We start from the raw sequence: 25126 nt of genomic DNA on the forward strand, positions 1-25126 counted from the left end.
ATTTATTGCAATTCCACAAAATTAATAAAATCTAAAGGGTAAACGAAGAAATTTGGCAACGATTACTATTATTTTGCCGAAAAATCAAAAAAAAGTACTTGTAAAAATGAATGCATCATTTTTTACTTAAAATTTTATCAAATTGTTTACGAAAACGTTTGAAATTGATTTTTCTTTATTAGAACAATTTAGCAATAATTTGCTCTTCAGAGATGCCTTCTGCCTCTGCTTTGTAGTTTTTAATTATTCTATGTCTTAATATACCAATTGCTACAGCTTGTACATCTTCTATATCTGGAGAAAACTTACCGTTTATAGCGGCGTGTGCCTTAGCTGCTAATATTAAATTTTGTGATGCTCTTGGACCAGCTCCCCAATCTATATATTGCTTTACATAATCTTCTGCTGTGTCTAGATTTGGTCTAGTTTTATTTACCAATTTTACAGCATATTCTACAACATTATCTGGCACAGGAATTCTACGTACTAAATGCTGTACAGCTACAATTTCTTCTGCACTAAACAAAGCGTTAATTGTTGGTTTATTATCTGATGTTGTACGCTTTACAACCTCAACTTCTTCTGCTACAGATGGGTATTGTAATTCTATAGCAAACATAAACCTATCTAACTGTGCTTCTGGCAAAGGATAAGTACCTTCTTGCTCTATTGGGTTTTGCGTAGCTAAAACAAAATAAGGTAGCTCTAGCTTATAATTTTGACCTGCTATTGTAACAGATCTCTCTTGCATTGCCTCTAAAAGTGCTGCCTGTGTTTTAGGCGGAGTCCTATTTATTTCATCAGCCAATATAATATTAGAAAAAATTGGTCCTTTAATAAATTTAAAGTTTCTTTTTTCATCTAATATTTCACTACCTAAAATATCACTAGGCATTAAATCTGGTGTAAACTGTATGCGTTTAAAATCTAAACCTAAAGTTTGGGCTATTGTATTAACCATTAAGGTTTTTGCCAAACCGGGCACACCTACTAACAAAGAGTGACCGCCTATATAAATAGATAATAAAATTTGATCTATTACCACATCTTGGCCCACAATTACTTTGGCAATTTCTTGCTTTAGTGCGTGGTGTTTTTCAACTAGATTTTTAACAGCAGTTACATCAGACATATAGTTCTACTATTTTTTAAACCAGTTGTTTTTAAACTCGCAATCCTTGTTGTCTTTATTAATACTTACATAAGTATCTTTAATGTGTTCTACCATCCATTCTTGTATAGCATCTACTCTTTTTTGCGTTAATGCTAATTCCTGAATTTTAATATAATCTTGTGCAAAATCTGCTACGTGCTCATCATACCTATTGGTAATTTTCATTATTTTATATTTCTGAGCACCACCTTGTTGCTCTACCTCTAAAATAGGCATAGAGATTTCATTATCTTTAATATCTCTAATTTGGTTGTACAACTCTGGCTGCATTTTAGTAAGCTCAAACTTAGTACTAAAATCTTGTGGGTTTCTTAACTGTCCGCCTTCAAATTTTGTTTCCTTTTGATCAGAAAAATTTAAAGCAGCTTCTGCAAATGTTAATTCTCCATCTAAAATTCTCTGTCTTATTTTCTCTAATTCTATCCTAGCTGCTTCTAGTCTTTCATCAGATACTTTAGGGGCCATAAGAATATGCCTTACATCTCTTTCCTGACCTTTAATTTTTTCTAAGTATATAATGTGATATCCAAACTGTGTTTCAAAAGGTTCAGAAACTTCGCCCTCTTTCAAACTAAAAGCAACGTCTTTAAATTCTTTTACAAAACCCGTTTCCTTGGTAATTTTATAAAAACCACCATTAGACCTAGATCCTTCATCCTCAGATGAAATAATTGCTTTAATTTTAAAACTAGAACCACCTTCTAAAACATCTTCTCTTATTTTATTAAGCTTGTCTATTACTTTTTGTTTTTCTTCATCACTAGCTTCTGGTTGTTTTACAATTTGTGCTATCTCTAACTGTGCTCCAAAAACTGGTCTCTCATCCTTTGGTATTTTCTTGTAAAATTGTCTAACTTCTTCTGGAGTAATTTCAATTTCTGCAACTATTTTTTGTTGCATTTTTTCAGACAACATTCTAAGCTTATTTATTTTAAAAAGATCTTCTCTTAATGCTTCCTGAGAATCTTTTTTGTAATACTTAAGTAATTTGTCCATAGAACCAATTTGCCCCACTAAACTTTGTATTTGTCTTTCACTTGTTGCATTTACCTCATCATCAGAAACTAACAAACTATCTTGTACTGCTTGGTGTGCGTACAAACGGTCTTCCATTAATTTACCCAACAAACCACATTTAGTAACATCATCTTCAGACACACCTTGACTACGTAAATCTATCAATGTTTTTTCAATATCAGAATCTAATATTACATGATCTCCTACAACTGCAGAAACACCATCTAATTTTATTCTTTTAAAGTTAGATTTTATAGTGTCTTGCGCTATTTGCACAACATCTTCTACCTGCTTTTGTTCTTGCATTGCATTAGCTGTAAAGCTTACAGTTAATAACATTGCTAGTAAAAAAGTAATGTTGTTATTCTTGTTTTTCATATGTCTCAAATTCCTTATTTTTAATAGCTTCATCTATAATATCTACTTCTAGTTTCCTTAAGTATTCTATTCTTCTACGGTTAAGCAAAACACGTTTAATTGTAGGTGTAATATACTGTAAAGGTGCAGGTTCGTTTTTATCTAACATATCTACAACCTTTGTCAAATATACCCCTAATGAATCTTGCATTTCAAAAAATTGTGATTTTTTTAAATACTGCTTCTCATTTTCTGATGTTAAAGGAGGTATTTCGCTAGTTAACCTAGATGCCTCTACCCAAACAGAATCATTAAAGTTAACTTTTCTAAACTGTACACTAATAGAGTCTAAATACATTCGGTCTTTTTCAGTAAAACCTTTTAATTTATCTATTACCGCAGACTTATTTATAAACTGTGGTGGTAACTCTACATAACGTACACGTAGAATTTTTTCGTTTAGTTTAAAATTTTCTTTCTCTTTTTGGTAAAAAGCATTTAACTCCTCCTTGCTAATTACCGTATCTTGCTTTTTCTGTACCAAAGCTTCTTTGTAAGCTCCTGTATACAAATCTGTTTTATAATTAGCTACAAGCCTATCAAACTCTGCTAACTGCTCTTCAGACAGGTTTACTTTAGATTTAGACATAAGCAATTGCTTAGATGCCCAATTATTAATATAATTGGTAACTAAGGTTATACTATCTTCTTTAGCTGTGCCTTTAGGCACTAAATCTACTAAGTCTTCTTTGTATAAAAAGTTCTCTCCTACTCTTGCTACTGCTTCTTTATCTTTATCACTAACAAAAACACCTTGGCAAGAGCTAAGTGTTAACGTGCCATAAAGTATTCCTAACAAGAAAACTAACTTATTTGTATGTTGCATAAATTGGTGCATCACGCAAAAATAACAATTAGATGTTGCGATACAAGATTTATTGTAAAATGATTAACACTTTTTAGCATCAAACAATAAAAAAAGTTAATTTTTAACATCAAAAAACTCCTTTAGACCTTAAAAAAGTATTTTTTTATGTGATTTACACTACATTGTTTTCATAAAGAAATAGTAGTTTTACCCTTATTACACCAAATTAACTACTACTAAATGTCTAAAAAAATAAAACTTATTTGGGATTTTAGAGGTCCTGCAGCAGAGAAAACTGCAGAGCACCATGAAATACATTTAAAAGAATTTATTACCGCAGAAAATTTACAATTAAACATTACAGGCTTTAATGCTTTAACAGATATGCATAGTATTGCTTATTTAGTTGTTAACGAGGCTGAAATGATTACTGTTAGAGATGCTTTAAAACCACATAGAGGAGAATTATACACTGCAGAATGAAACATTTTACACTCATTATATGTACGCTAGTGCTACTTTTTTCTTGCAAAGAAAAACAGCAAAAAATAAACCACCCTATTGACTATTTTTTAGCATCTAAAAGTGATAATATAAAAAAGGTTCTGGACAGTATTTCTAAACACGAAGTACAATTTAGATATACCGAGATAAATAAAAAAAACGGATTGTATATAGCCAAAAACTATGATTTTAATACTAATCCTAAAAACTATTTTTACCCTGCTAGCTCTGTTAAATTACCGGTTGCCATTTTAACTTTAGAAAAAATATTTGAAAGTGACAATCTTACTAAGGATACCGAATTCTTTATTGAAGGAGACTCTATTAAAACAACATTTGCCAAAGAAATAATTAAAATATTTGCTGTTAGCGATAATGACGCCTATAACAGGTTATTTGAGTTTTTAGGTCAGGATTACATTAATAAAAAATTAAAAGAAAAGGGCATTGAAAATGTTAGAATAGCTCATAGATTAGCTACAGAGGATGCTGATAATGTTACCACAAAACCTTTGGTTATTTATTTAAATGATAGCACTACAACAAACAGTAAAGCCATAATTAACAGCCCTATTTTACCTTTAAACCTCAATAAGATTAAAAAAGGCATTGGTTATATTGATGAAGAAAATATATTACAAAAAGAGGCTTTTGATTTTAGCTTGAATAATTTTTACAGTATTGAAGCTCAGCAACAAGTTTTGCAACGCGTTATTTACCCAGAATCATTTACAAAAGAACAACAGTTTAATTTGTATTTGGATGATATAGCATTTTTAAAAAACGCAATGAGCAATACTCCTAAAGACGCTGGCTATACTAGTGATTCTTATTATGACAGCTATGTAAAGTTTTTTATGTTTGGTAACACAAAAGACCCTATACCAAACAATATAAAAATATACAATAAGGTTGGTTACGCATATGGTACACTAACAGATTGTGCTTTTATTGAAGACACAGAAAACGATATTAGTTTTATGCTAACAGCAACTATTCTAGTAAATAAAAATGGCGTTTTTAATGACAATAACTACGAGTATGAAACTGTGGGAATTCCATTTTTAGCAGAATTAGGTAGAGAATTTTACAATTACAACCTGCAAAAAAAGCAGAACTAAAAATAACCTATTATACTATTTAACACTTAAACTTGTTATAGTATATAACCAATTAAATTTGTAAACTGTTATATTTCACTGTTTACGGGGTAGAAACCAACCTATAGTTATCGCTACATTGCGTGCTACTATAACAACACGTAATTTTTAGGAACCAGCTTATGGCAAACGACCAAGAATATTTAAATAACCTAACCAAGCAGTTTGAAATTCTTTTAAGCAAGCAAGAGCACTTTGCTAAAGAACTAATGGTTCTACACAAAGAAATAGAGCGACTTAAAAAAGATGGAATTCCTAAACAAAAAAGTAGTGTAAAGCCTGCAACTATTACAACACCAGAAGTTACCCCTATTACAGAACCTATAGTAGAAAAGCCTACAGTAAAAGAACCTGTTATAGAAGTGACAAAAGATGTTTATAAAGACCCTATTACTGCCCCGCAAAATGCAACTAAACAACCTAAACAAGATATAAAACCTAGAGAAAAAAGAATCTCTAAACCTAAAGGTAAATCTAATATTGAAAAATTTATTGGAGAAAACCTTTTAAACAAAATAGGTATTCTAATAGTTGTTATAGGCGTTGCAATTGGTGCTAAATACTCTATAGAAAACAATTTAATTAGTCCGCTAACAAGAATAATTTTAGGATACTTAACCGGTCTAGGTTTACTTGGTCTTGGAATTAAATTAAAAGAAAAATACACTAGTTACAGTGCTGTTTTAGTAAGTGGCTCTATTGCCATACTCTACTTTATAACGTTTGCTGCCTATAGTTTTTACGATATATTTTCGCAAATACCCGCTTTTGCAATAATGGTATTACTCACCGTATTTACAGTTATTGCCGCTATTAACTACAACAAACAAGCAATTGCACATATTGGCTTGGTTGGCGCATACGCTGTTCCTTTTTTACTTAGTAGTGGATCTGGACAAGTTGGAATTTTATTTACATATATGTCTATAATTAACATAGGCATTTTAACATTGTCATTTAAAAAAGATTGGAAGGGCTTATTCTACTCTGCTTTTATATTTACTTGGTTAATTTATAGCTCTTGGTTTGTATCTGAATTTGAAGACTATTACTTTACAGAGGCTTTTATCTTCTTATTTATTTTCTTTGCCATATTCTACACAACTTTTATTGTAAATAAGGTAAAAAAGAACCAAGCATTTAATGCTAGTTCTATTATAATATTACTAGTAAACTCTTTCTTCTTTTTTGGCTTTGGCTTTTACATTTTAAGCTATACAAAAGATTATGATAGCTATTTAGGCTTATTTACGGTTGCAAATGCGTTGTTACATTTTATTGCTGGCACTATTTTATACAAACAAAAATTAGCAGATAGTAAGCTTTTATATTTTATATTAGGTATGGTGTTTGTTTTTATCACCATTGCTGTACCTGTACAACTAGACGGTAATTACGTTACTATTTTATGGATTACTATTGCCGCTTTACTTTTCTGGATTGGCTCATCAAAAGGCGCTCCTATATTAAAGCAAATCTCTTATCCATTAATAATATTATCTCTACTAAGCTTGTTTCAAGATTGGGGCACTTACTACTTAGATCATAGTTATTATAGTGATTACGTAGGTAATGTTACTCCACTATTAAACGTAAATTTATTAGGATCTTTACTTAGCATTGCTTCTTTGTATTTCATTTATACAACCAATAAAAAACACAATACCAAAAACAACGTTTTATCTTACATTGCCCCAATAGTATTAATGTTAGTAACATTTAGTAGTTTCTTTGTAGAAATAATACACTACTTTAATTTAGCTCTAGATAAGTCTAAAATTATAATAGACAAAACAGACATTTATAGCAACCCTATTAATTATGACATTAATAGCTTTAGCATACTAACACTTGTATGCTACACCTTGTTATTCTTTTCTATACTAAGTATCATAAATATTAAAAAGATAAAAAACAGAGCATTAGGTATTGCAAACATTAGTATTAACAGTCTTGTTTTATTTATTTCTTTAACAATTGGTCTACTTATTGTAAGTGACTTAAGAGATAGTTATTTAGATCCGTCTGAATATTACAACTCTGGAAGTATGCACCTTGCAGTAAGGTATATACTTTATGCGTTTATAGCACTAATAGTATACTGTACTTACAGCTACACTAAGCAAAGTTTTATGCGCATAAACTTTAAAATTGCGTTTTCTATACTACTTAACATTACTGTACTTTGGATTTTAAGTAGTGAACTTATTAATTGGATAGATTTGTCTGGTGCAGAACAAACATACGGACTAGAGCTAACCATTTTATGGGGGCTATATTCTTTCTTCTTGGTAGCTAAAGGCATCTGGAAAAAAATTAAATACTTACGTATTGGAGGTATTATTTTATTTGGAATCACCATAATTAAGCTATTCTTTTTAGATTTGGCATCTTTAAACACTATATCAAAAACTCTTGTCCTAGTTATATTAGGGCTATTAATTTTAGGAGTTTCATTTTTATACAATAAGTACAAAAACAAAATTTTTGATGAGACAAAAGCAGAATAAATTCACACTATTTTTTTTACTGATCACAGTTGCATTTTACGGTCAAATGCAAAATTATGATGCTAAAATTGAGCTTAAAAATATTAAAGACACCTGGCATACAATTACACTGCCAGACGTTGTTTTCTCTAATACACAGGAACGCTTAAGTGATATTCGCATTTATGGTATAACAGCCAAAAATGATACTATTGAAGCGCCCTACCTGTTAAACTACACATCTCCTAAGCTAAAAACAAAAACGGTAGATTATAAATTACTAAATGCTAGCACTAAAGATGGCGTATATTATTTTACACTTAAAGTACCTTCTAAAGATGCTATTAACCACATAAAACTAAATTTTGAGAATTCTAATTTTGATTGGAAAGTTTTGGTAGAAGCTAGTCATCACCAAAAAAAATGGTTTAAAATATATGATGACTATAGAATTGTCGCCATAAAAAATAGTCAAACCAATTACAGCTTTACAGACATTACTTTTCCTGCTGCGGAATTCAGTTATTTTAGAATAGGCATTAAGAGTGATGAAGAACCAATATTAGAAAAAGCTACATTAGAACACCAACAACAAACAGCAGCTAATATTACAGACAGAACAGTAAAATCTTTTAATGTAGTTGAAGATAAAAAAAATAAAAAAACAATAGTAAATATTGCGTTTGATAGAAAAGCACCTACACATCAAATTACCGTAAAGGTTGACAATAAAATAGACTACTACAGACCTATAAAAATTGAAGAACTAATAGACAGTGTTAAAACAGAAAAAGGGTACGTTTACAACTACAATACTCTAAGAATTGGCACATTATCATCTATTGAAAATAACGCATTTACTTTTGATAATACTTTTTCAAAAAAAATAAGAGTTACTATTTTAAATTTTGATAATCAACCTTTAAAAATAGATAATATAAACGCCAAGGGTTACAAATACCAACTAACAGCTAGGTTTACCGAACCAGCTACGTATTATTTAACCTATGGTAACAAAAGTGCCTACGCGCCAAATTACGATATTGCACAGCTAAACATAAAAATGCCAGAAGACATTAAAGGCTTAACTCTTGGCTCAGTAACAGAAATTGCAAAAAAAGAAGAAAAAATTCAAGAACCATTATTTACAAACAAAATATGGCTTTGGCTTATTATGGGAATAGTTATGCTTGTAATTGGCTGGTTTTCTTATAAAATGTTAAGTAAAAAACCAGAATAAAACTTAACATAGAACTAGCTCCATTTTTTTGTAACTTGTGAATCCCCCCATATTTTACAACTTACTTTCTTACTCTTTGTTATGGTATTAAACACTTATTAACCATTAACAAACAAAAATGAAAAAATTAGTAGCAGAATTTATTGGTACGCTTTGGCTTGTCCTTGGCGGATGTGGTAGCGCTGTATTAGCAGCTGCATACCCAGAATTAGGAATTGGATTTGCAGGTGTTGCACTTGCTTTTGGATTAACAGTAGTAACTATGGCATATGCAATTGGCCATATATCTGGTTGCCACTTAAATCCGGCGGTTTCTATTGGGTTATGTGTTGGAGGCAGGTTTGATAAAAAAGATCTCTTCCCATACATAATTGCTCAAGTAATGGGCGGTATTGCAGGAGCAGCAATTTTATACGCTATTGTTAGCGGTAAAGAAGGCTTTAATATTGGCGGCTTTGCCTCTAATGGTTTTGGGGAGTTTTCTCCTGGCGGATACAATATGACATCAGCATTAATTACAGAAATTGCAATGACGTTTATGTTTCTAATAATTATACTTGGCGCAACGCACTCTAAAGCTCCTAAAGGTATGGCCGGTTTAGCTATAGGGCTTGGACTTACACTAATACACTTAATTAGCATTCCTGTAACTAACACATCTGTAAACCCTGCACGTAGTACCAGTCAGGCATTATTTGCACAAACAGATGGTGCTTTACCACAATTATGGCTATTTTGGGTAGCTCCTATAATAGGGGCAATTTTAGCAGGCTTGGTTTACAAATTAATCTCTCCTGAAGAAAAATAAGACTTAAAAAAAAGCAAAAGCCCTAGAAATTAATTTTCTAGGGCTTTTTTTATATTATATAACTAAAATTAAGCTGGCTCTCCGTATAAATCAAAATCTGCCGCTTCCGTAATTTTTATATTTGCATATTCACCTTGTTTCAAATAGTGCTTTGTAGCATCAATTAAAACCTCATTATCAACGTCTGGCGAATCAAATTCTGTTCTACCAACAAAGTAATTCCCCTCTTTTCTATCAATAATACACTTAAAAGTTTCCCCTATCTTTTCCTGATTTAGCTCCCAAGAAATCTGCGACTGTATTTCCATTATCTGGTTAGCTCTATCTTGCTTTACCTCTTCTGGCACATTATCTTCTAAATTGTAAGCATGCGTATTTTCCTCATGACTATAAGTAAAACAACCTAAGCGCTCAAAACGCATATCTATTACCCATTGTTTTAAGGTTTCAAAATCCTCTTCTGTTTCTCCAGGATAACCAACAATTAAAGTAGTTCTAATAGTCATATTAGGAACTGTAGCCCTAAAATCTTTTAGTAATTTTGTTGTTTTTGCCTGTGTAGTTCCACGACGCATACTTTTTAAAATAGCATCAGAAATATGCTGTAAAGGAATATCTAAATAATTACAAATTTTAGGCTCCTTATTCATTAAATCTAACACATCCATTGGAAAACCAGTAGGAAACGCATAGTGCAAGCGTATCCACTCTATACCTTCTACTTTTACCAAAGCCTCTAAAAGCTCTGCCAAGTTTCTTTTCTTATATAAATCTAAACCGTAGTATGTTAAATCTTGTGCTATAAGTATCAACTCCTTAACACCTTTAGCCGCCAATTTTTCTGCTTCAGTAACTAAATCTTCAATAGGCGTACTCTTATGCTTACCACGCATTAACGGTATTGCACAAAAAGAACAAGGTCTATCACAACCTTCTGCAATTTTTAAATATGCATAGTTTTTTGGTGTTGTAGTTATACGCTCACCTATTAACTCATGCTTATAATCTGCACCTAAAGCTTTTAATAAACTAGGCAACTGACTAGTTCCAAAATACTCATCTACATTAGGAATTTCTTTTACTAGATCTGGCTTGTAACGCTCACTTAAACATCCTGTTACAAAAACCTTATCTACTTCACCTGCTTCTTTTTTCTGTACAAAATCTAAAATAGTGTTAACACTCTCTTCTTTTGCATTATCAATAAAGCCACACGTATTAATTACAACAATATTACCTTCATCTTCATGAGCCACCTCTTTACCGTTAGCTTTTAACTGCCCCATTAGTACTTCAGAATCGTACACGTTTTTAGAGCAACCTAAAGTAACTACGTTAATTTTATTTGTTTTGAGTGATTTTGTGCGCATAATCTATTAAAATTGGCTGCAAAAATACAACTTGCTTAAGGAATGACACCTATATAGAACTAATTTTATGATTTTTACGTTAAACCATTAGCCTTTAATGTTATCTAAAACAAAAAATACAGTAAATGAAAAACAGCAAATACTTTGTTACAGTAACATTATTTTGTTTTCTTTTTGGCTGTTCTACAGACAGTGACACCGCTATTGAAAATATAGATTCTAATAAACTATACTTTCCTCCTATAAATTCTGATGAATGGCAAACAAATTCTATTTCTAATTTAAATTGGAATGAAGACGCCCTACAACCTCTTTTAGATTTTATAGAAACCAATAAGACTAAAGCTTTTTTAATACTTGAAAACGGAAAAATTGTAGTTGAATGGTATGGTAATAATACCGATGCAAATTCTAATTTAGCATGGAACTCTGCTGCAAAAACATTAGTTTCTTTTACTGCCGGAATTGCTATTGAAGAAGGTTTTTTAGATGTTAATTTGCCATCTAGCAATTATTTAGGTACAGGCTGGTCTTCTTTAACAACTACTCAAGAACAAAGCATTACAGTTAAAAATCATTTAACAATGACTACTGGTTTAGATTATACTGTAACTAACAACAACTGCACAGACCCAGAGTGTTTTACTTTTAAAAATTTACCAGGCACATTTTGGTATTATCATAATGGAGCATACACTATTACACATAATATTATAGAAGAAGCCACACAGCAAAATTTTAACACTTATTTTAATAACAAACTAAAAAATATGATTGGTATGCAAGGCTCTTGGGTACCTTTTGGTTATTTTAAATTATACTATAGCAACGCCAGAAGTATGGCCAGATTTGGTCTTTTAAATCTAAACAAAGGAAATTGGAATGGAACTTCTGTTTTAAAATCTGAAACATATTTTAACGAAATGACTAATACATCTCAAAACTCAAATAAAGCCTATGGCTATTTTTGGTGGTTAAACGGAAAAGATTCTTACAGACTACCAACATCCGAACAAGAGTATACTGGCAAACTAATTCCTAATGCACCAAATGATTTAATTGCCGGTTTAGGCAAAGACGATCAAAAATTATATGTTGTACCAAGCAAAGACTTAGTTATTGTACGTATGGGTGATGCCGCTAATGACGAATTACTTGGTCCATCTAGTTTTGATAATATACTGTGGGAGAAAATAAATAATTTAATTAACTAATTGTAATTTTCTGGTATTTGCCTCGCCTTAAAAGCTGACTCAAAACCAGCAGCATATCGTAACAATTCTGCCTCATTAAATTGTTTAGCTATAAAAGTTAAACTAATTGGCTCTCCTGTTTTTTTATACCCCATTGGCACTGTAATTGCAGGGTATTTAGCTACTGCCGCATAACCAGCGTGGTAATTATTAATAGATAAAATTGCATTTAAATTATGAACATCCATAGCCTCATTAAAATAACGCCTTCCGCTTTGCTCTAAATTACTTACAATAATAGCCAATTCTTCAACTGTAGTGGCATCTGCTAAAATACCTCTAAATAAGGATTGCCCATAAGGTATTTTTATAACAGAGTCTTTAGCATTAAACGCTACTGCTGATTTTATATCCTGTATTGGTAGTTTATTTTTAGTTTGATTTTTTATGTAAGTTGGCAAATCGTGCTTCATATCAATATTCAAAATACTTAAAAAACCACTCATTGAAACTTCTGGAGGCGTAATTTCTACAATAATACTTCCGTGCTCTCTTAGTTTATCTACCGATGCTCTGTAAATAGAATCTGCAGCTAACAAGTTTTTAATCACCCCAAAACGCTTCCCTTTTAAGCTATTATCCGTTAAAGGTGCAGAAAGCACTCCTAATTCTTTTTCAACAGATTTACTATCTGCAGCATCTTTACCCTTCATTGCATCTAATAAAATAGCAGCATCAGTCACATTTTTAGTCATTGGGCCAGGAGTATCTAAGGTACTAGAAATTGGCACAATACCAGTTCTACTTAAAAAACCTATTGTAGGCTTTAAACCAACAACCGAGTTTTGACTAGAAGGAGACAATATAGAGCCCGATGTTTCTGTACCTACAGCAGCCACAGCGTAATTTGCCGCCACTGCCGTGCCGCTACCAGCACTGGAACCACCTGTTTCAAAAATTTTTCTACCGTAAGGATTTAATGTTTGTCCACCTACAGCACTATACCCTACCGGACAGCCTGTACATAAAAAATAAGCCCACTCACTTAAATTAACCTTGCCTAAAATTAAAGCTCCGTTTTCTTTTAATCTTTTTACCACAAAGGCATCATCTGTGACATTATTTTTAAAAGCTATAGAACCAGCTGTAGTAAACATTCCTTTAGTATTTATATTATCTTTTAACAAAATAGGCATACCATAAATAGGGTGCACAACATTAGACTCACCACCTTTCTTCTTTAGCTCATCTAATTTGCGAGCTTGCATTACTACATCTTTATTTAAAGCTACAATAGTGTTTAATGTTGTAGCATTATCCAACTCATACTTATATATGCGATACAAATAAAAGAGAACCAATTTCTCATAAGTTAACTCACCATTATCTATATACTTGCGTAGCGTGTAGATATTTTGTTCTAAAATAAGCGGTTTTAAGGCTTTATACTCTTCGTTAGATAATTTTTGAACCTCAGGATAAAGAGGAAGAAATATTTCATTCTTGTCTATTACTTTAGACTGTATTAATTTGTAACGCATTCTAGGATTAGTATGCTCTGCATTTTCTGCAACTTCTAAAGAATCATTATAAGGCTGCCATAAAACAAGCTCCTTTTTAGCATCTTCTACTTTATTTTTACAAGAAATAACCAGCAATACTAAAACAACTAAAACATACTTTTTCATTACAAACAGTTTTAAAATAAAAAAACCTCCAAATGGAGGTTTTTACATTACTTTTTTAAATTGAAGAAAGAATCTACAAACTCGAACTTATTAAAAACTTGTAAGTCCTCTATACCTTCTCCTACTCCTATATACTTTACAGGAATTTGAAATTGATCTGAGATACCAATTACCACTCCTCCTTTAGCTGTGCCATCTAATTTAGTAACCGCTAATGATGTGACCTCTGTTGCCTTAGTAAACTGTTTAGCTTGCTCAAAAGCGTTTTGCCCTGTAGAACCATCTAAAACCAACATTACATCATGCGGAGTATCTTCTACCACCTTGTGCATTACACGTTTTACTTTGGTAAGTTCATTCATTAAATTTACCTTATTATGTAAACGCCCAGCTGTATCTATAATTACAACATCTGCATTTTGTGTTACAGCAGAGCTTAGCGTATCAAAAGCAACAGAAGCAGGATCACTCCCCATTTTTTGCTTTACAATAGGAATATCTACACGATCTGCCCAAACCTGTAGTTGATCTATAGCAGCAGCTCTAAAAGTATCTGCTGCACCTAAAACAACTTTTAATCCTTGTTTTTTAAACTGATAAGCCATTTTACCAATGGTTGTAGTTTTACCAACACCATTAACACCAACAACCATTATTACATATGGTTTTACACCTTTAGGAACCGTAAACTCTGTATCATTACCAGTATTAGTTTCTGATAAAAGTGATGCAATTTCTTCTCGCAAAATTACATTAAGCTCATCTGTACCTAAATATTTATCTTTAGAAACACGTGCCTCTATACGATCTATAATTTTCAAGGTAGTCTCTACTCCAACATCAGAAGTTACTAGAATTTCTTCTAGATTATCTAATACATCATCATCTACCTTAGTTTTACCAGCTACAGCTTTACTTAACTTAGAAAAAAAGCTACTTTTACTTTTCTCTAAACCTTTATCAAGGCTTTCCTTCTTTTTTGAAGAAAATATATTTTTAAATAGACTCATTTTTTATCCTGTAATTTTACCAAAGATATAAAAATAAAAAAAGCCACTTTCTAATGAAAGTAGCTTTATTATCAATACTGTATATTGATATTATTTTTTAGCTAACCACTCGCTTACTAATTCTGGAGCCATAACTGATTCCACAAAAGTGTAAGCTCCTGATTTAGGAGACTTTACCATTTTAATGGCTTTAGTTAATCTCTTTGAGCTGGTCTGTAAACTTGCTACTGTTTTCTTTGCCATAACTTTATAGTTTAACAACTTCCTTACTAAAGGAAATTTAAATTATTTTATTTCTTTATGAACAGTCATCTTCTTTAAAATTGGGTTAAATTTCTTTAACTCAATTCTATCCGGAGTGTTCTTTTTGTTTTTAGTGGTAATGTACCTAGAAGTACCTGGTTGCCCAGACTCTTTGTGCTCTGTACACTCTAAAATAACTTGTATTCTGTTACCTTTCTTTGCCATCTTTATTATTTTTTAAAGAGATTATTTAATAACCCCCTGTGCTTTAGCCTCTTTTAATACTTCAGAGATTCCTTTTTTGTTGATACTCTTAAGAGCTCTTGTAGATACTTTTAAAGTTATCCAACGATCTTCCTCTGGAATGTAAAAACGTTTTTTGGAAAGATTTACATCAAACCTTCTTCTTGTCTTATTAATAGAGAAAGACACGTTATTTCCAAACATTGCTTTCTTTCCAGTGATTTCACAAACTTTTGACATTATGCTAGATTTTGTGTTATTTTAAACAGGCTGCAAATTTATAGCTTTTTTTTGGGTAGACAAAATTCTTTTCATCAAATTTTTAAAATTATTTTACCACCTCTTAAAATGTTGCTATTTAACAACCTAATATTTCTTTATATAATAGCTCTAAAGCCTTATTAATAGCCTTATTTACCACTCTTTCTCTTTGACCTCCTAATTGCTCTTTAATAGCAAATATTTTTGTTGGAGTTGCTATACCAATATAAACAGTACCCACCTCTGCATTAGAATCTCCCTTTGTTGGTCCTGCATTACCTGTTGTTGCAATTGCAAAATCGGTTTTAAGCGCTTTTTGCACATTTGTAGCCATAGCTATTGCAACTTGCTCACTAACCACAGAATACTCTTTAATTAAAGCCTCTGAAACTCCTAAAACATTAATTTTAACTTCTGTTGCATAACAAACCACACTTCCCTTAAAATAAGCTGATGCCCCTGGTATAGAAGTAAATATTTCTGATATTTTGCCTCCCGTAAAACTCTCTGCAGTTGCTAAAGTTTTTCCTTTTTCTGTTAGTAGTTTTGCAGTAGCAATCTCTAAAACATCCTCTCCTTCTTCGCCATAAATTATATCGCCAATTAAAGCTATTAATTTTTGACTCTCATCTTTTATTGCCTGTTCTAAAATATCTTTATTTTTTCCAGTACCAGACAAACGCAAGCGTACAGACCCCAAACTTGGCAAATATGCGAGCTTTATAAATACAGGTAACTGGTCTTCCCAAGCCTCTATTTGCTCTGCCAAAGCACTTTCCCCTACACCGTAGGTTATAAATGTTTTATGTATTATATGCGGCCTTTTATACTCTTTTATGATGCGCGGCACAACTTCTTCTGTAATAAGATATCGCATTTCAAAAGGAACACCAGGCATAGACACAAAAACAGTATCATTGTCTTTTATCCACATTCCAGGTGCTGTACCTTTTAAATTGTGCAATACTGTAGCTTTAGACAGTACTTTTGCCTGTTGCTTATTTACTTCTAAAATTGGCTTGTCAGAAAATTTCTTAAACAACTCTTCTACGTGCGCCAATACTTGGTTATTTTGAACCAAAGTATCATTAAAATACTCGCACAATGTATGTTTGGTAATATCATCTTTAGTAGGACCTAAACCTCCTGTAATTAAGACAATATCTACTCTTTTTGAAGCATCTTTTAAAGTAGAAAGAATTTGCTCCTTATTATCTTGTATTGACGTTATTTGATAAACTGTAACACCAATTTTATTTAATTCTTTACCTATAAAGGCCGAATTAGTATCTATAACCTGACCAATAAGTAGCTCATCTCCTATGGTTATTATTTCGGCAAGCATTACAAACTAAAGTCGTTTTTTAATTCTGTTACAACTTGTAAAACATCAATCTTTAACGTTTTAAAAACTTCTTCAATTTTATTAAAATCGCCTTGTTGCTTCCCTAATGATTCTATTTCAAAAGCAGCAGCTCTAGTCTGCTCCATACCTAACAAATCTACATTAGGTTTAATTTTATGTGCCAACTGGTAGGTTGGCTCATAGTCTCTACTTTCAATTGCTTTTTCAAGAAGACCCAAATCTTCAGGCACTTCTTCTAAAAAAACAGATACTACAGAATTGATAAAATCCATATCACCTTCCGCCATTTCATTCAACTTATCAAGACTATAAATCATTTATTTAATATTTAATGTAAACATTTCTTCTCCTTCCAACGTGCCACAAAGATAATCATTAGCATCTACTCTTCCTACACCTGCTGGTGTACCCGTAAATATGATATCTCCTTTTTTTAACATAAAATACTGAGAAACATATGAGATTAACTCATCTACTTTCCACAACATTAAATTTGTATTTCCTTTTTGTACGATTTTATCATTTTTTAGTAAAGAAAAATTTATATCATCTACGGAAGAAAACTTACTTTTTGGAAGCCATTTACCTATTACCGCTGCACCATCAAAACCCTTTGCTTTTTCCCAAGGTAATCCTTTTTCCTTTAACTTAGATTGAAGGTCACGAGCCGTAAAATCTATTCCTAGCCCAATTTCATCATAATAGTTGGGTGCAAATTGAGGCTCTATATGCTTACCTACCTTTTTAATTTTAACCAAAACTTCTACTTCATAATGAATATTATTAGAGAATTCTGGAATATAAAAATCTTGTTCCTTAGGCAATACAGCTGAGTCTGGCTTAATAAAAACGACAGGATCTGTAGGCTTTTCATTAGCCAACTCTTTTATATGATCTGTGTAATTACGACCAATGCAAATTATCTTCATTTTAATTTCTTTTTTTATTGCTTCTCTTTAGAGAGTTTTAGACTTACAGCTGGTATTAAATGCTTAGTATTATCTTTAGATTTCACTTTAAAATCTGTCCACTCACCCATACCATATACCATAACTTTAAAATTTTGGTTTTTATTGTAAACACCTCCAAAGGTAGGAGCAAACCTATCTTCTATAGTTAACTCATTACTAATTGCATCTTTACCCTTTATAGCATACCAATTATATGGCACAAACAACCACTCTAAACCAATATAAACACCTTCTCTTGGCATTTTTATAGTAAAGGCTGATAAATCTATAGAAACAAAATCGTTTTCTGCAAAAGTTTCTAAAATAATGCTTTTATGCAATAAATCGTTAGTTGGCTTTTTAGTCTCTGGGTCTACAGCATAAACACGAATTCTAAATTTAGATGCTCTTCTTTTAAAGCCCTCGTCTTGCTGAAAAAATACAGTAACCTTGTTTATATATTTTTTTGAAGCTCCAATATTTGGGTAGTAAGTTGCCAATACCCAAGGTGTAGAAGAAGATGCAAACCCACTTTTTAAGTCATAACTACCAATAGGGTTTAACACAAAAGAATCTCCAATTGATTTAGCAACAACAACTTCATCTAATTCAAAAGACTCTTCTACCATACCAAACTTTTTATCTGCTACAAGTTGTTTAACTGCTACAATAGTATCTTTAAAACCTAATGAAGATAAGTGTACTTGCTTTTCTAAAAAAGAGTTAGGAACATCAACAAAAAAATACCCTTTTTCATCTGTAGAGGCACCTTTTAAGGTATTTAAAAAACTAACATTTACATAAGGAATTGGCTCTTGTGTTTTAGCATTGTAAATGGTGCCATCTATTAAAATTTCTTGTGCAGATAAGCTAACAATACTAAAAAAGAGCAAAAAAAATAATCTCATTATTTAACTTAACTTATTATTTAACTTACTAAGTTTAATTTGAGTAAGTACCTTTTTTGTATACAATGGAAAATCTGCATTTAATATCCAACCAAAATAACCTGGTTCTTTTTCTAAAACCTCATCTACCTTTTTACCTTTATGTTTACCAAAAGAAAAAGCAGCATCACCATCTTGGTCTATAATAATAAAGCCTGCAAAATCTGCAAACTTTTTACGTGTTGTAAATTCTGATAATTTTTTGATATCGTTTTCCAATTCTGGATAACGGTCTAATTGCGATTTTAAAACCTCAAAAGTAGCATTGGTATCTGCCGCTGCACTATGGGCATTAGTAAGCTCTTTATCGCAATAAAATTTATAAGCCGCCTCTAGAGTTCTTTTCTCCATTTTAAAGAAAATAGTTTGCACATCTACAGAAACTGTATTTTTCATATCAAAATCTACACCTGCACGCAACATTTCCTCTGCTAAAAGAGGTATATCAAACCTGTCTGAATTATATCCTCCTAAATCACAATCTTTTATCATTGCATAAATTTCTTTAGACAATGCTGCAAAAGTAGGCTCATTTGCCACTTTCTCATTAGAAATACCGTGTACTGCTATTACCTCATCTGGAATTACCATTTCTGGATTAACCAACCACGTTTTACTTTTCTTATTTCCGTTAGGATATATTTTTAAAATGGAAATCTCTACCACTCTATCTTTAGCCACGTTTATTCCTGTTGTTTCTAAATCGAAAAAACAAATTGGGCGTGTTAACTTTAAATCCATTTTACTGTGTTTTAACACAAAGATAAATGAATAGCTACTTTTACAAAAAATAAAATAGGTATAAAAAAAATGCCCTGTAAAAAACAGGGCATTTTATAGTATTATATTGCTTGTGGCTGGTTTAGATTTCTCTATTTACATCCCAAGCCTCTAGGTAATCTGCTACTGCTTTTATAAACATACCACCTAACGCACCATTTACAACACGGTGATCATAACTATGAGATAAGAACATTTTAGAACGTATGCCTATAAAATCTCCTTCTGGAGTTTCTATTACAGATGGCACTTTACGTATGGCTCCTAAAGCTAAAATAGCTACTTGTGGCTGGTTAATAATTGGTGTTCCAAATACACTACCAAATGTACCAACATTTGTTACCGTATATGTTCCACCTTGAATATCGTCTGGCTTTAAAGCATTGCTTCTAGATCTGTTTGCCAAATCATTTACAACTTTTGCCATACCAACTAGGTTTAACTGATCTGCATTTTTAATTACAGGTACAATTAAATTACCATCTGGTAAAGCTGCTGCCATACCTATATTTATGTTTTTCTTTTTTATTACAGATTCACCATCAAAAGAAATATTTATTAATGGGAACTTTTTAATAGCAAATGCTACTGCTTCCATAAATATTGGAGTAAACGTTAGTTTCTCCCCTTCTCTTTGCTGAAAAGCATTTTTATTTTTGTTTCTCCAGTTTACTAGGTTAGTAACATCTACCTCTATAAAACTTTGCACGTGTGCAGATGTAGCAATACTAGCCGTCATATGCTGTGCAATTAATTTACCCATACGAGATAAAGGAACAACCTCATCTCCTGCAGATGCAACAACTGGCGCTGCTTTTGCTGCCGGAGCCTTTGCCGGAGCAGCCTGTGGTGCTGGCGTATTTTTTGGAGCAGCACTACCATTACTACTAGGCGCTGTTCTGTTTTCTACATAATTTAATATGTCAGTTTTGGTAACTCTACCTTCTTTACCTGTACCAGTAATTGCATCTAACTCTGCAATAGCAATACCCTCTTCTTTTGCTATGTTTTTAACTAAAGGAGAATAAAATTTATCTGAATCGCTAAAATCTTGTGATGTTGCAACAGTTTCTTTAGCTACAGCAATAGAACTCTCTATAGCCGCAACCTCTGGTGTATCTTCAACTTTTTCTTCAACCGCAGCTGCACTAGTTTCTGTTGTAGTAGTAACTTCTGCTTCTCCAGAAATTTCTATAATAGCTACAGTTTGTCCAACTTGCACTATATCATCTACGTTAAAAAGTTTTTCAACTAAGACACCCTCTACTTCAGAAGGAACTTCAGAATCTACTTTATCTGTGGCAATTTCAAAAACAGCCTCATCCATCTCTATGGTATCTCCTACTTCTTTTAACCAAGTAGTTAATGTTGCTTCTGCAACACTTTCACCCATTTGAGGTAATTTTAATTCAAATTTTGACATATTACTATTTTAAAAGCAATTTATATACTTAATTTTGCAAAAATACTAATTAAAACGTCATTTAATTAAATTTTGTGCATTTATTTTAATTTAAACTATCCCAATTTTAAAGAATTCTCAAAAGGAACCCTGTTTAATATACTTCTACCCAAGGTAACTTCATCTGCGTATTCTAGCTCATCACCAACCGCAATACCACGTGCTATAGTAGAAGTTTTTAAGCCCATACCTTCTATTTGTTTGTAAATATAAAAGTTTGTAGTATCACCTTCCATAGTAGAACTTAAAGCAAAAATTAACTCTTTTATAATACCATCTTTAGATTTATTAACCAAAGAACCAATTGTTAAATTTTGCGGCCCCACACCTTCCATTGGAGATATCCTACCTCCTAAAACGTGATACAAGCCTCTGTATTGCCCTGTGTTCTCTATAGCCATTACATCTCTAATATCCTCTACAACACATACAATAGATTCGTCTCGCTTTGGGTTTGCACAAATTTCACACAACTCAACATCAGATATATTGTGGCAATTAGAACAAAACTTGATTTCTTCTCTTAATTTTAATAAACTGCTAGACAAGGCACTAGTTTGATCTTTAGGCTGTTTTAATAAATGTAAAGCTAAGCGCAAAGCAGTACGTTTGCCTATTCCTGGCAACTGAGATATTTCATACACTGCATTTTCTAGCAATTTAGAAGAGAATTCCATACTGTTATTTTTCTATACAAATTTACAATTTATTCTTGTTTTTCAGGTGTCATTAATAGCTATGATGATATTTTTTCTTTTTGTACTTTGCAATCACAAATTACTACTTATGACATCTACGCACATATTGCTACTAATAGGTTGCTACTTTTTAGTTTTACTACTTATATCTTACTTAACCGGTAAAAACGATTCTAATGAAGACTTTTTTAAAGCTGGCAAACAATCCCCTTGGTATGTTGTAGCTTTTGGTATGGTAGGTGCATCTTTATCTGGTGTAACTTTTATATCTGTTCCTGGCTGGGTACAAGGCTCACAGTTTAGCTATATGCAAGTAGTTTTTGGTTATTTAGTTGGCTACTTTGTTATAGCATACCTATTAATGCCCATTTATTATAAACTTAATGTAACCTCTATTTACGAATATTTAAAAGAACGTTTTGGTATGGTTAGTTACAAAACCGGTGCTTTCTTTTTCTTTGTATCTAGAGTATTAGGTGCTTCATTTAGGCTATTTTTAGTTGCTTTAGTATTGCAACAATTTGTTTTTGATGATTTAAATATTCCTTTTGAGGTTACCGTAATACTTTCTATACTACTTATATGGATCTATACTTTTAAAGGAGGAATAAAGACTATTGTTTGGACGGACACCTTGCAGACATTGTTTATGCTAACATCGGTTGGTTTATCTATTTATTTTATTACTGATAAATTAGATATGAGCATTGGCAGTTTATTATCCTCGGACGAACTACAACAGTACAATAAGATATTTTTTACCGATAGTTTTTTAGCTAAAAGTCACTTTGTAAAATCGTTCTTTGGCGGTATGTTTATTGCAATTTGTATGACAGGTTTAGACCAAGATATGATGCAAAAAAATTTAAGTTGCAAAACACTAAAAGATGCACAAAAAAATATGATTTCTTTTAGCCTGGTACTAGTAGTTGTAAACTTTATTTTTTTATTACTAGGAGCTCTTTTATTTATATATGCCAATAAATTTAATATTACAACTCCTGCTCTTGGTGGTGTTGGCGCTCCTAAAACAGATTTACTTTTCCCCGAAATAGCCTTAAACAGTGGACTTGGAATTACAATAGCTGTTACCTTTATGCTTGGTTTAATAGCTGCTGCATATAGTAGTGCAGATAGTGCACTAACCTCTTTAACAACATCTTTTTGCGTAGATTTCTTAGGAATTGATAAAAAACCAGAATTGCAACAAAAAAAGCTACGTAAAGTTACACACGTAGGTATGAGTGTTTTACTTATTATAGTAATTATAATATTTAAAAACATATTAGACCGTAATGTAATAGATAGCTTACTTACTGTAGCAACATATACTTATGGTCCTTTATTAGGCTTATTTGCATTTGGGATTTTTACAAAGCACAAAATCAAAGATAAATGGTCTTGGCTAGTTGCAATTGTACCTGTTTTACTAATTTTAGTAATTTCTAACATTCCTGCTGAGCAATTTGGAGGGTATGTTGTTGGTTATGAAATGCTTCCACTAAATGGTCTACTTACCTTTTTTGGACTATGGTTAATACGTAAAAAATAGATATTAAAAAAAACCATCATAGAGAAGAGTAACTATTTTATATTATTTGTAATTTTTATTTACAAAAAAATAAAAATTAATAAATTAATATTGATTTGTAGCCAGCATTACTAAAGTACATCCTTCAACAACTTCTATATTATTCATTTTCAGTATTTTATAAAACTCAGGATTCTCTGTTCCAGGGTTAAATATGACACGTTTTGGTTGTAATTTTACGATATCGTTGTAATATTCTACCTGTCTAGATGGATTTAAATATAAAGTAACTGTAAAAACATTTTGAAAATCCGTTAAATTATCTTTAATTTGAACACGTAAAATAGTCCCTAAATTTTTACCAAAAGCTACTGTTGTTATGTTCTTTTCTACTAATTTCTTCACTGCAAGAAAACTGTACCGATTCGGATTCAACGAAGCACCAAAAACAAGGGTTTTAGACATTTTTTGAAAATTTAATGTTAAATATTGTTAACGAATGTAACTTTATTGTAAAATAAACGTCTTATAACTAAATAGTTATTAAAAGACATTTAAGATAAGGTCATTGATAACGCTGTATTTTTATAGTTAATGGTTAGTGTTTAGTATAGCCTATCGATGACAAAGAAGCCCAGAGTTCTGCTCTGGGCTTTATGTTTTTATATACTTAACGTAATTATTACCATTTAATAATTACACTACCCCAAGTAAACCCACTACCAAAAGCTGCTAACACAACCAAATCTCCTTTTTTAACCTTGCCTTGTTCCCAAGCTTCAGTTAATGCAATAGGAATAGATGCTGCCGTTGTGTTACCATATTTCATAATATTATTAAACACTTGGTCATCATTCAACTTAAACTTTTTCTGTATAAATTGAGATATTCTAAGATTTGCTTGGTGTGGCACCAACATATCAATATCAGAAACTTCTAAATTATTAGCTTGTAAGCCTTCCATTATAACCTCACTAAAACGAACTACAGCATTTTTAAATACAAATTGCCCGTTCATATATGGGTAGTAAGACTCATCATTAGGATCTGCATCTTCAATAATATCTGTTACCCAACGTTTACCCATACCTGGTGCTATTAAAGATAACTCCTCTGCATGTTGCCCTTCAGAATGTAAATGAGTAGATAATATACCTGTATCGTTATCCTCTGCCCTACTTAGTACTGCCGCACCTGCACCATCACCAAAAATTACAGAAACACTTCTACCACGTGTTGTCATATCTAAACCGTGAGAATGTAACTCAGAGCCAATTACAAGAACATTTTTATACATTCCGCTCTTAATATATTGATCTGCAACAGAAATACCGTAAACAAAACCAGAACATTGGTTCCTAACATCTAAAGCCCCAACAGTTTTAATACCCAAGTCTCTTTGTACTAAAACTCCAGGTCCTGGAAAATAGTAATCTGGACTTAGTGTCGCAAAAACTATAAAATCTATATCATCTTTATCTATACCTGCACGTTCTATAGCTACTTTAGCAGCCTTTACGCCCATTGTTGTAGTTGTATCTCCGTCTCCTTTAACTACATGTCTTCTTTCTTTTATACCAGTACGCTCTTGTATCCAAGCATCATTAGTATCCATTACCTTAGATAAATCATCATTGGTAACTACATTTTCTGGCACATAATGACCTAGGCCAATTATTTTTGAATTGTACATAACTTTTACTTTAAAACTAGTTTTTAGGGGTAAAACCCATATTTAAGGCTGCAATATATAAATAATGATAATTT

The 25126-nt window shown here is 31.8% G+C and carries 25 protein-coding genes; 7 read left to right on the forward strand and 18 right to left on the reverse strand.

From position 1 onward, the window contains the following. Positions 1-178 precede the first annotated feature (178 nt). Genes ABJD66_RS00805 through ABJD66_RS00815 form a run of 3 tightly spaced genes read right to left on the reverse strand, consistent with a single transcriptional unit; the run spans position 179 to position 3434 of the window. On the reverse strand, positions 179-1132 hold the full coding sequence (locus ABJD66_RS00805) for a MoxR family ATPase (RefSeq protein ID WP_348127143.1): 954 nt from the start codon (positions 1130-1132) through the stop codon (positions 179-181). 9 nt (positions 1133-1141) lie between these two features. Next, on the reverse strand, positions 1142-2569 hold the full coding sequence (locus ABJD66_RS00810; RefSeq protein ID WP_348127146.1) for a peptidylprolyl isomerase: 1428 nt from the start codon (positions 2567-2569) through the stop codon (positions 1142-1144). Beyond that, on the reverse strand, positions 2553-3434 hold the full coding sequence (locus ABJD66_RS00815; protein ID WP_303544770.1) for a peptidyl-prolyl cis-trans isomerase: 882 nt from the start codon (positions 3432-3434) through the stop codon (positions 2553-2555). Before ABJD66_RS00815 ends, ABJD66_RS00810 begins: the two co-directional genes overlap by 17 nt. Positions 3435-3656: 222 nt before the next feature. Here ABJD66_RS00815 and ABJD66_RS00820 point away from each other — a divergent pair, with 222 nt between their 5' ends. The 5 genes from ABJD66_RS00820 (at position 3657) to aqpZ (ending at position 9617) form a co-directional block, all read left to right on the forward strand. Beyond that, complete coding sequence (locus ABJD66_RS00820; protein WP_100895180.1) at positions 3657-3899, forward strand: hypothetical protein; 243 nt, start codon at positions 3657-3659, stop codon at positions 3897-3899. Then, positions 3896-5041, forward strand: a complete 1146-nt coding sequence (locus tag ABJD66_RS00825; RefSeq protein ID WP_348127151.1) for a serine hydrolase — start codon at positions 3896-3898, stop codon at positions 5039-5041. The genes ABJD66_RS00820 and ABJD66_RS00825 overlap by 4 nt, the downstream gene beginning before the upstream one ends. Positions 5042-5202: 161 nt before the next feature. Then, on the forward strand, positions 5203-7590 hold the full coding sequence (locus ABJD66_RS00830; protein ID WP_348127154.1) for a DUF2339 domain-containing protein: 2388 nt from the start codon (positions 5203-5205) through the stop codon (positions 7588-7590). Beyond that, complete coding sequence (locus ABJD66_RS00835; protein WP_348127157.1) at positions 7571-8809, forward strand: DUF3999 family protein; 1239 nt, start codon at positions 7571-7573, stop codon at positions 8807-8809. Before ABJD66_RS00830 ends, ABJD66_RS00835 begins: the two co-directional genes overlap by 20 nt. A gap of 118 nt (positions 8810-8927) precedes the next feature. Further along, positions 8928-9617 (forward strand): aquaporin Z, encoded by a 690-nt coding sequence (gene aqpZ, locus ABJD66_RS00840; protein ID WP_348127160.1) that lies wholly within the window; start codon positions 8928-8930, stop codon positions 9615-9617. A 68-nt stretch (positions 9618-9685) separates the two neighbouring features. On the opposite strand, the gene rimO is transcribed toward aqpZ, so the two are convergent. Then, on the reverse strand, positions 9686-10987 hold the full coding sequence (gene rimO / locus ABJD66_RS00845; protein ID WP_100895175.1) for a 30S ribosomal protein S12 methylthiotransferase RimO: 1302 nt from the start codon (positions 10985-10987) through the stop codon (positions 9686-9688). A 125-nt stretch (positions 10988-11112) separates the two neighbouring features. Here rimO and ABJD66_RS00850 point away from each other — a divergent pair, with 125 nt between their 5' ends. Then, positions 11113-12201, forward strand: coding sequence for a serine hydrolase domain-containing protein (locus ABJD66_RS00850; protein WP_348127164.1), 1089 nt, complete (start codon positions 11113-11115; stop codon positions 12199-12201). Here ABJD66_RS00850 and ABJD66_RS00855 read toward each other — a convergent pair. The 12 genes from ABJD66_RS00855 to recR all read right to left on the reverse strand — a co-directional run bounded on the left by ABJD66_RS00855 (position 12198) and on the right by recR (position 21807). Further along, a complete protein-coding gene (locus ABJD66_RS00855) occupies positions 12198-13868 on the reverse strand; it encodes an amidase family protein (protein ID WP_348127167.1) in 1671 nt (556 codons plus the stop codon). The two genes, ABJD66_RS00850 and ABJD66_RS00855, sit on opposite strands and share 4 nt — an antisense overlap. A gap of 47 nt (positions 13869-13915) precedes the next feature. Continuing rightward, entirely contained in the window at positions 13916-14878 is a 963-nt protein-coding gene (gene ftsY, locus ABJD66_RS00860; protein WP_100895172.1) for a signal recognition particle-docking protein FtsY, read from the reverse strand. Between the two features lie 90 nt (positions 14879-14968). Further along, positions 14969-15121 (reverse strand): DUF4295 domain-containing protein, encoded by a 153-nt coding sequence (locus ABJD66_RS00865; RefSeq protein WP_072304899.1) that lies wholly within the window; start codon positions 15119-15121, stop codon positions 14969-14971. 42 nt (positions 15122-15163) lie between these two features. Then, on the reverse strand, positions 15164-15346 hold the full coding sequence (gene rpmG, locus ABJD66_RS00870; protein WP_024481505.1) for a 50S ribosomal protein L33: 183 nt from the start codon (positions 15344-15346) through the stop codon (positions 15164-15166). A 21-nt stretch (positions 15347-15367) separates the two neighbouring features. Continuing rightward, positions 15368-15604, reverse strand: coding sequence for a 50S ribosomal protein L28 (rpmB, locus tag ABJD66_RS00875; protein ID WP_077400145.1), 237 nt, complete (start codon positions 15602-15604; stop codon positions 15368-15370). A 118-nt stretch (positions 15605-15722) separates the two neighbouring features. Continuing rightward, positions 15723-16970 (reverse strand): competence/damage-inducible protein A, encoded by a 1248-nt coding sequence (locus tag ABJD66_RS00880; protein ID WP_348127173.1) that lies wholly within the window; start codon positions 16968-16970, stop codon positions 15723-15725. Next, entirely contained in the window at positions 16970-17308 is a 339-nt protein-coding gene (locus ABJD66_RS00885; RefSeq protein WP_100895170.1) for an Hpt domain-containing protein, read from the reverse strand. Before ABJD66_RS00885 ends, ABJD66_RS00880 begins: the two co-directional genes overlap by 1 nt. After that, positions 17309-17920, reverse strand: coding sequence for a fumarylacetoacetate hydrolase family protein (locus tag ABJD66_RS00890; protein WP_303544726.1), 612 nt, complete (start codon positions 17918-17920; stop codon positions 17309-17311). It abuts the gene before it with no gap. Between the two features lie 14 nt (positions 17921-17934). Next, positions 17935-18849, reverse strand: coding sequence for a carboxypeptidase-like regulatory domain-containing protein (locus ABJD66_RS00895; RefSeq protein ID WP_348127177.1), 915 nt, complete (start codon positions 18847-18849; stop codon positions 17935-17937). A 3-nt stretch (positions 18850-18852) separates the two neighbouring features. After that, positions 18853-19629, reverse strand: a complete 777-nt coding sequence (locus ABJD66_RS00900) for an exonuclease domain-containing protein (RefSeq protein ID WP_348127180.1) — start codon at positions 19627-19629, stop codon at positions 18853-18855. 121 nt (positions 19630-19750) lie between these two features. Continuing rightward, a complete protein-coding gene (locus ABJD66_RS00905; protein WP_348127182.1) occupies positions 19751-21091 on the reverse strand; it encodes a dihydrolipoamide acetyltransferase family protein in 1341 nt (446 codons plus the stop codon). Between the two features lie 95 nt (positions 21092-21186). After that, positions 21187-21807 carry a recombination mediator RecR gene (recR, locus tag ABJD66_RS00910; RefSeq protein WP_100895165.1) on the reverse strand — a complete coding sequence of 207 codons (621 nt, stop codon included), beginning with the start codon at positions 21805-21807 and terminating at the stop codon, positions 21187-21189. 109 nt (positions 21808-21916) lie between these two features. On the opposite strand from recR, the gene ABJD66_RS00915 reads away from it, so the two are divergent. After that, positions 21917-23380 carry a sodium:solute symporter gene (locus ABJD66_RS00915; RefSeq protein ID WP_303544713.1) on the forward strand — a complete coding sequence of 488 codons (1464 nt, stop codon included), beginning with the start codon at positions 21917-21919 and terminating at the stop codon, positions 23378-23380. Positions 23381-23464: 84 nt separating this feature from the next. On the opposite strand, the gene ABJD66_RS00920 is transcribed toward ABJD66_RS00915, so the two are convergent. Beyond that, complete coding sequence (locus ABJD66_RS00920; protein ID WP_348127187.1) at positions 23465-23824, reverse strand: CoA-binding protein; 360 nt, start codon at positions 23822-23824, stop codon at positions 23465-23467. A 217-nt stretch (positions 23825-24041) separates the two neighbouring features. After that, on the reverse strand, positions 24042-25052 hold the full coding sequence (locus ABJD66_RS00925) for a beta-ketoacyl-ACP synthase III (protein ID WP_100895162.1): 1011 nt from the start codon (positions 25050-25052) through the stop codon (positions 24042-24044). Between the last annotated feature and the right edge of the window lie 74 nt (positions 25053-25126).

Source organism: Cellulophaga sp. (assembly GCF_039943695.1).
Lineage (GTDB): Bacteria > Bacteroidota > Bacteroidia > Flavobacteriales > Flavobacteriaceae > Cellulophaga.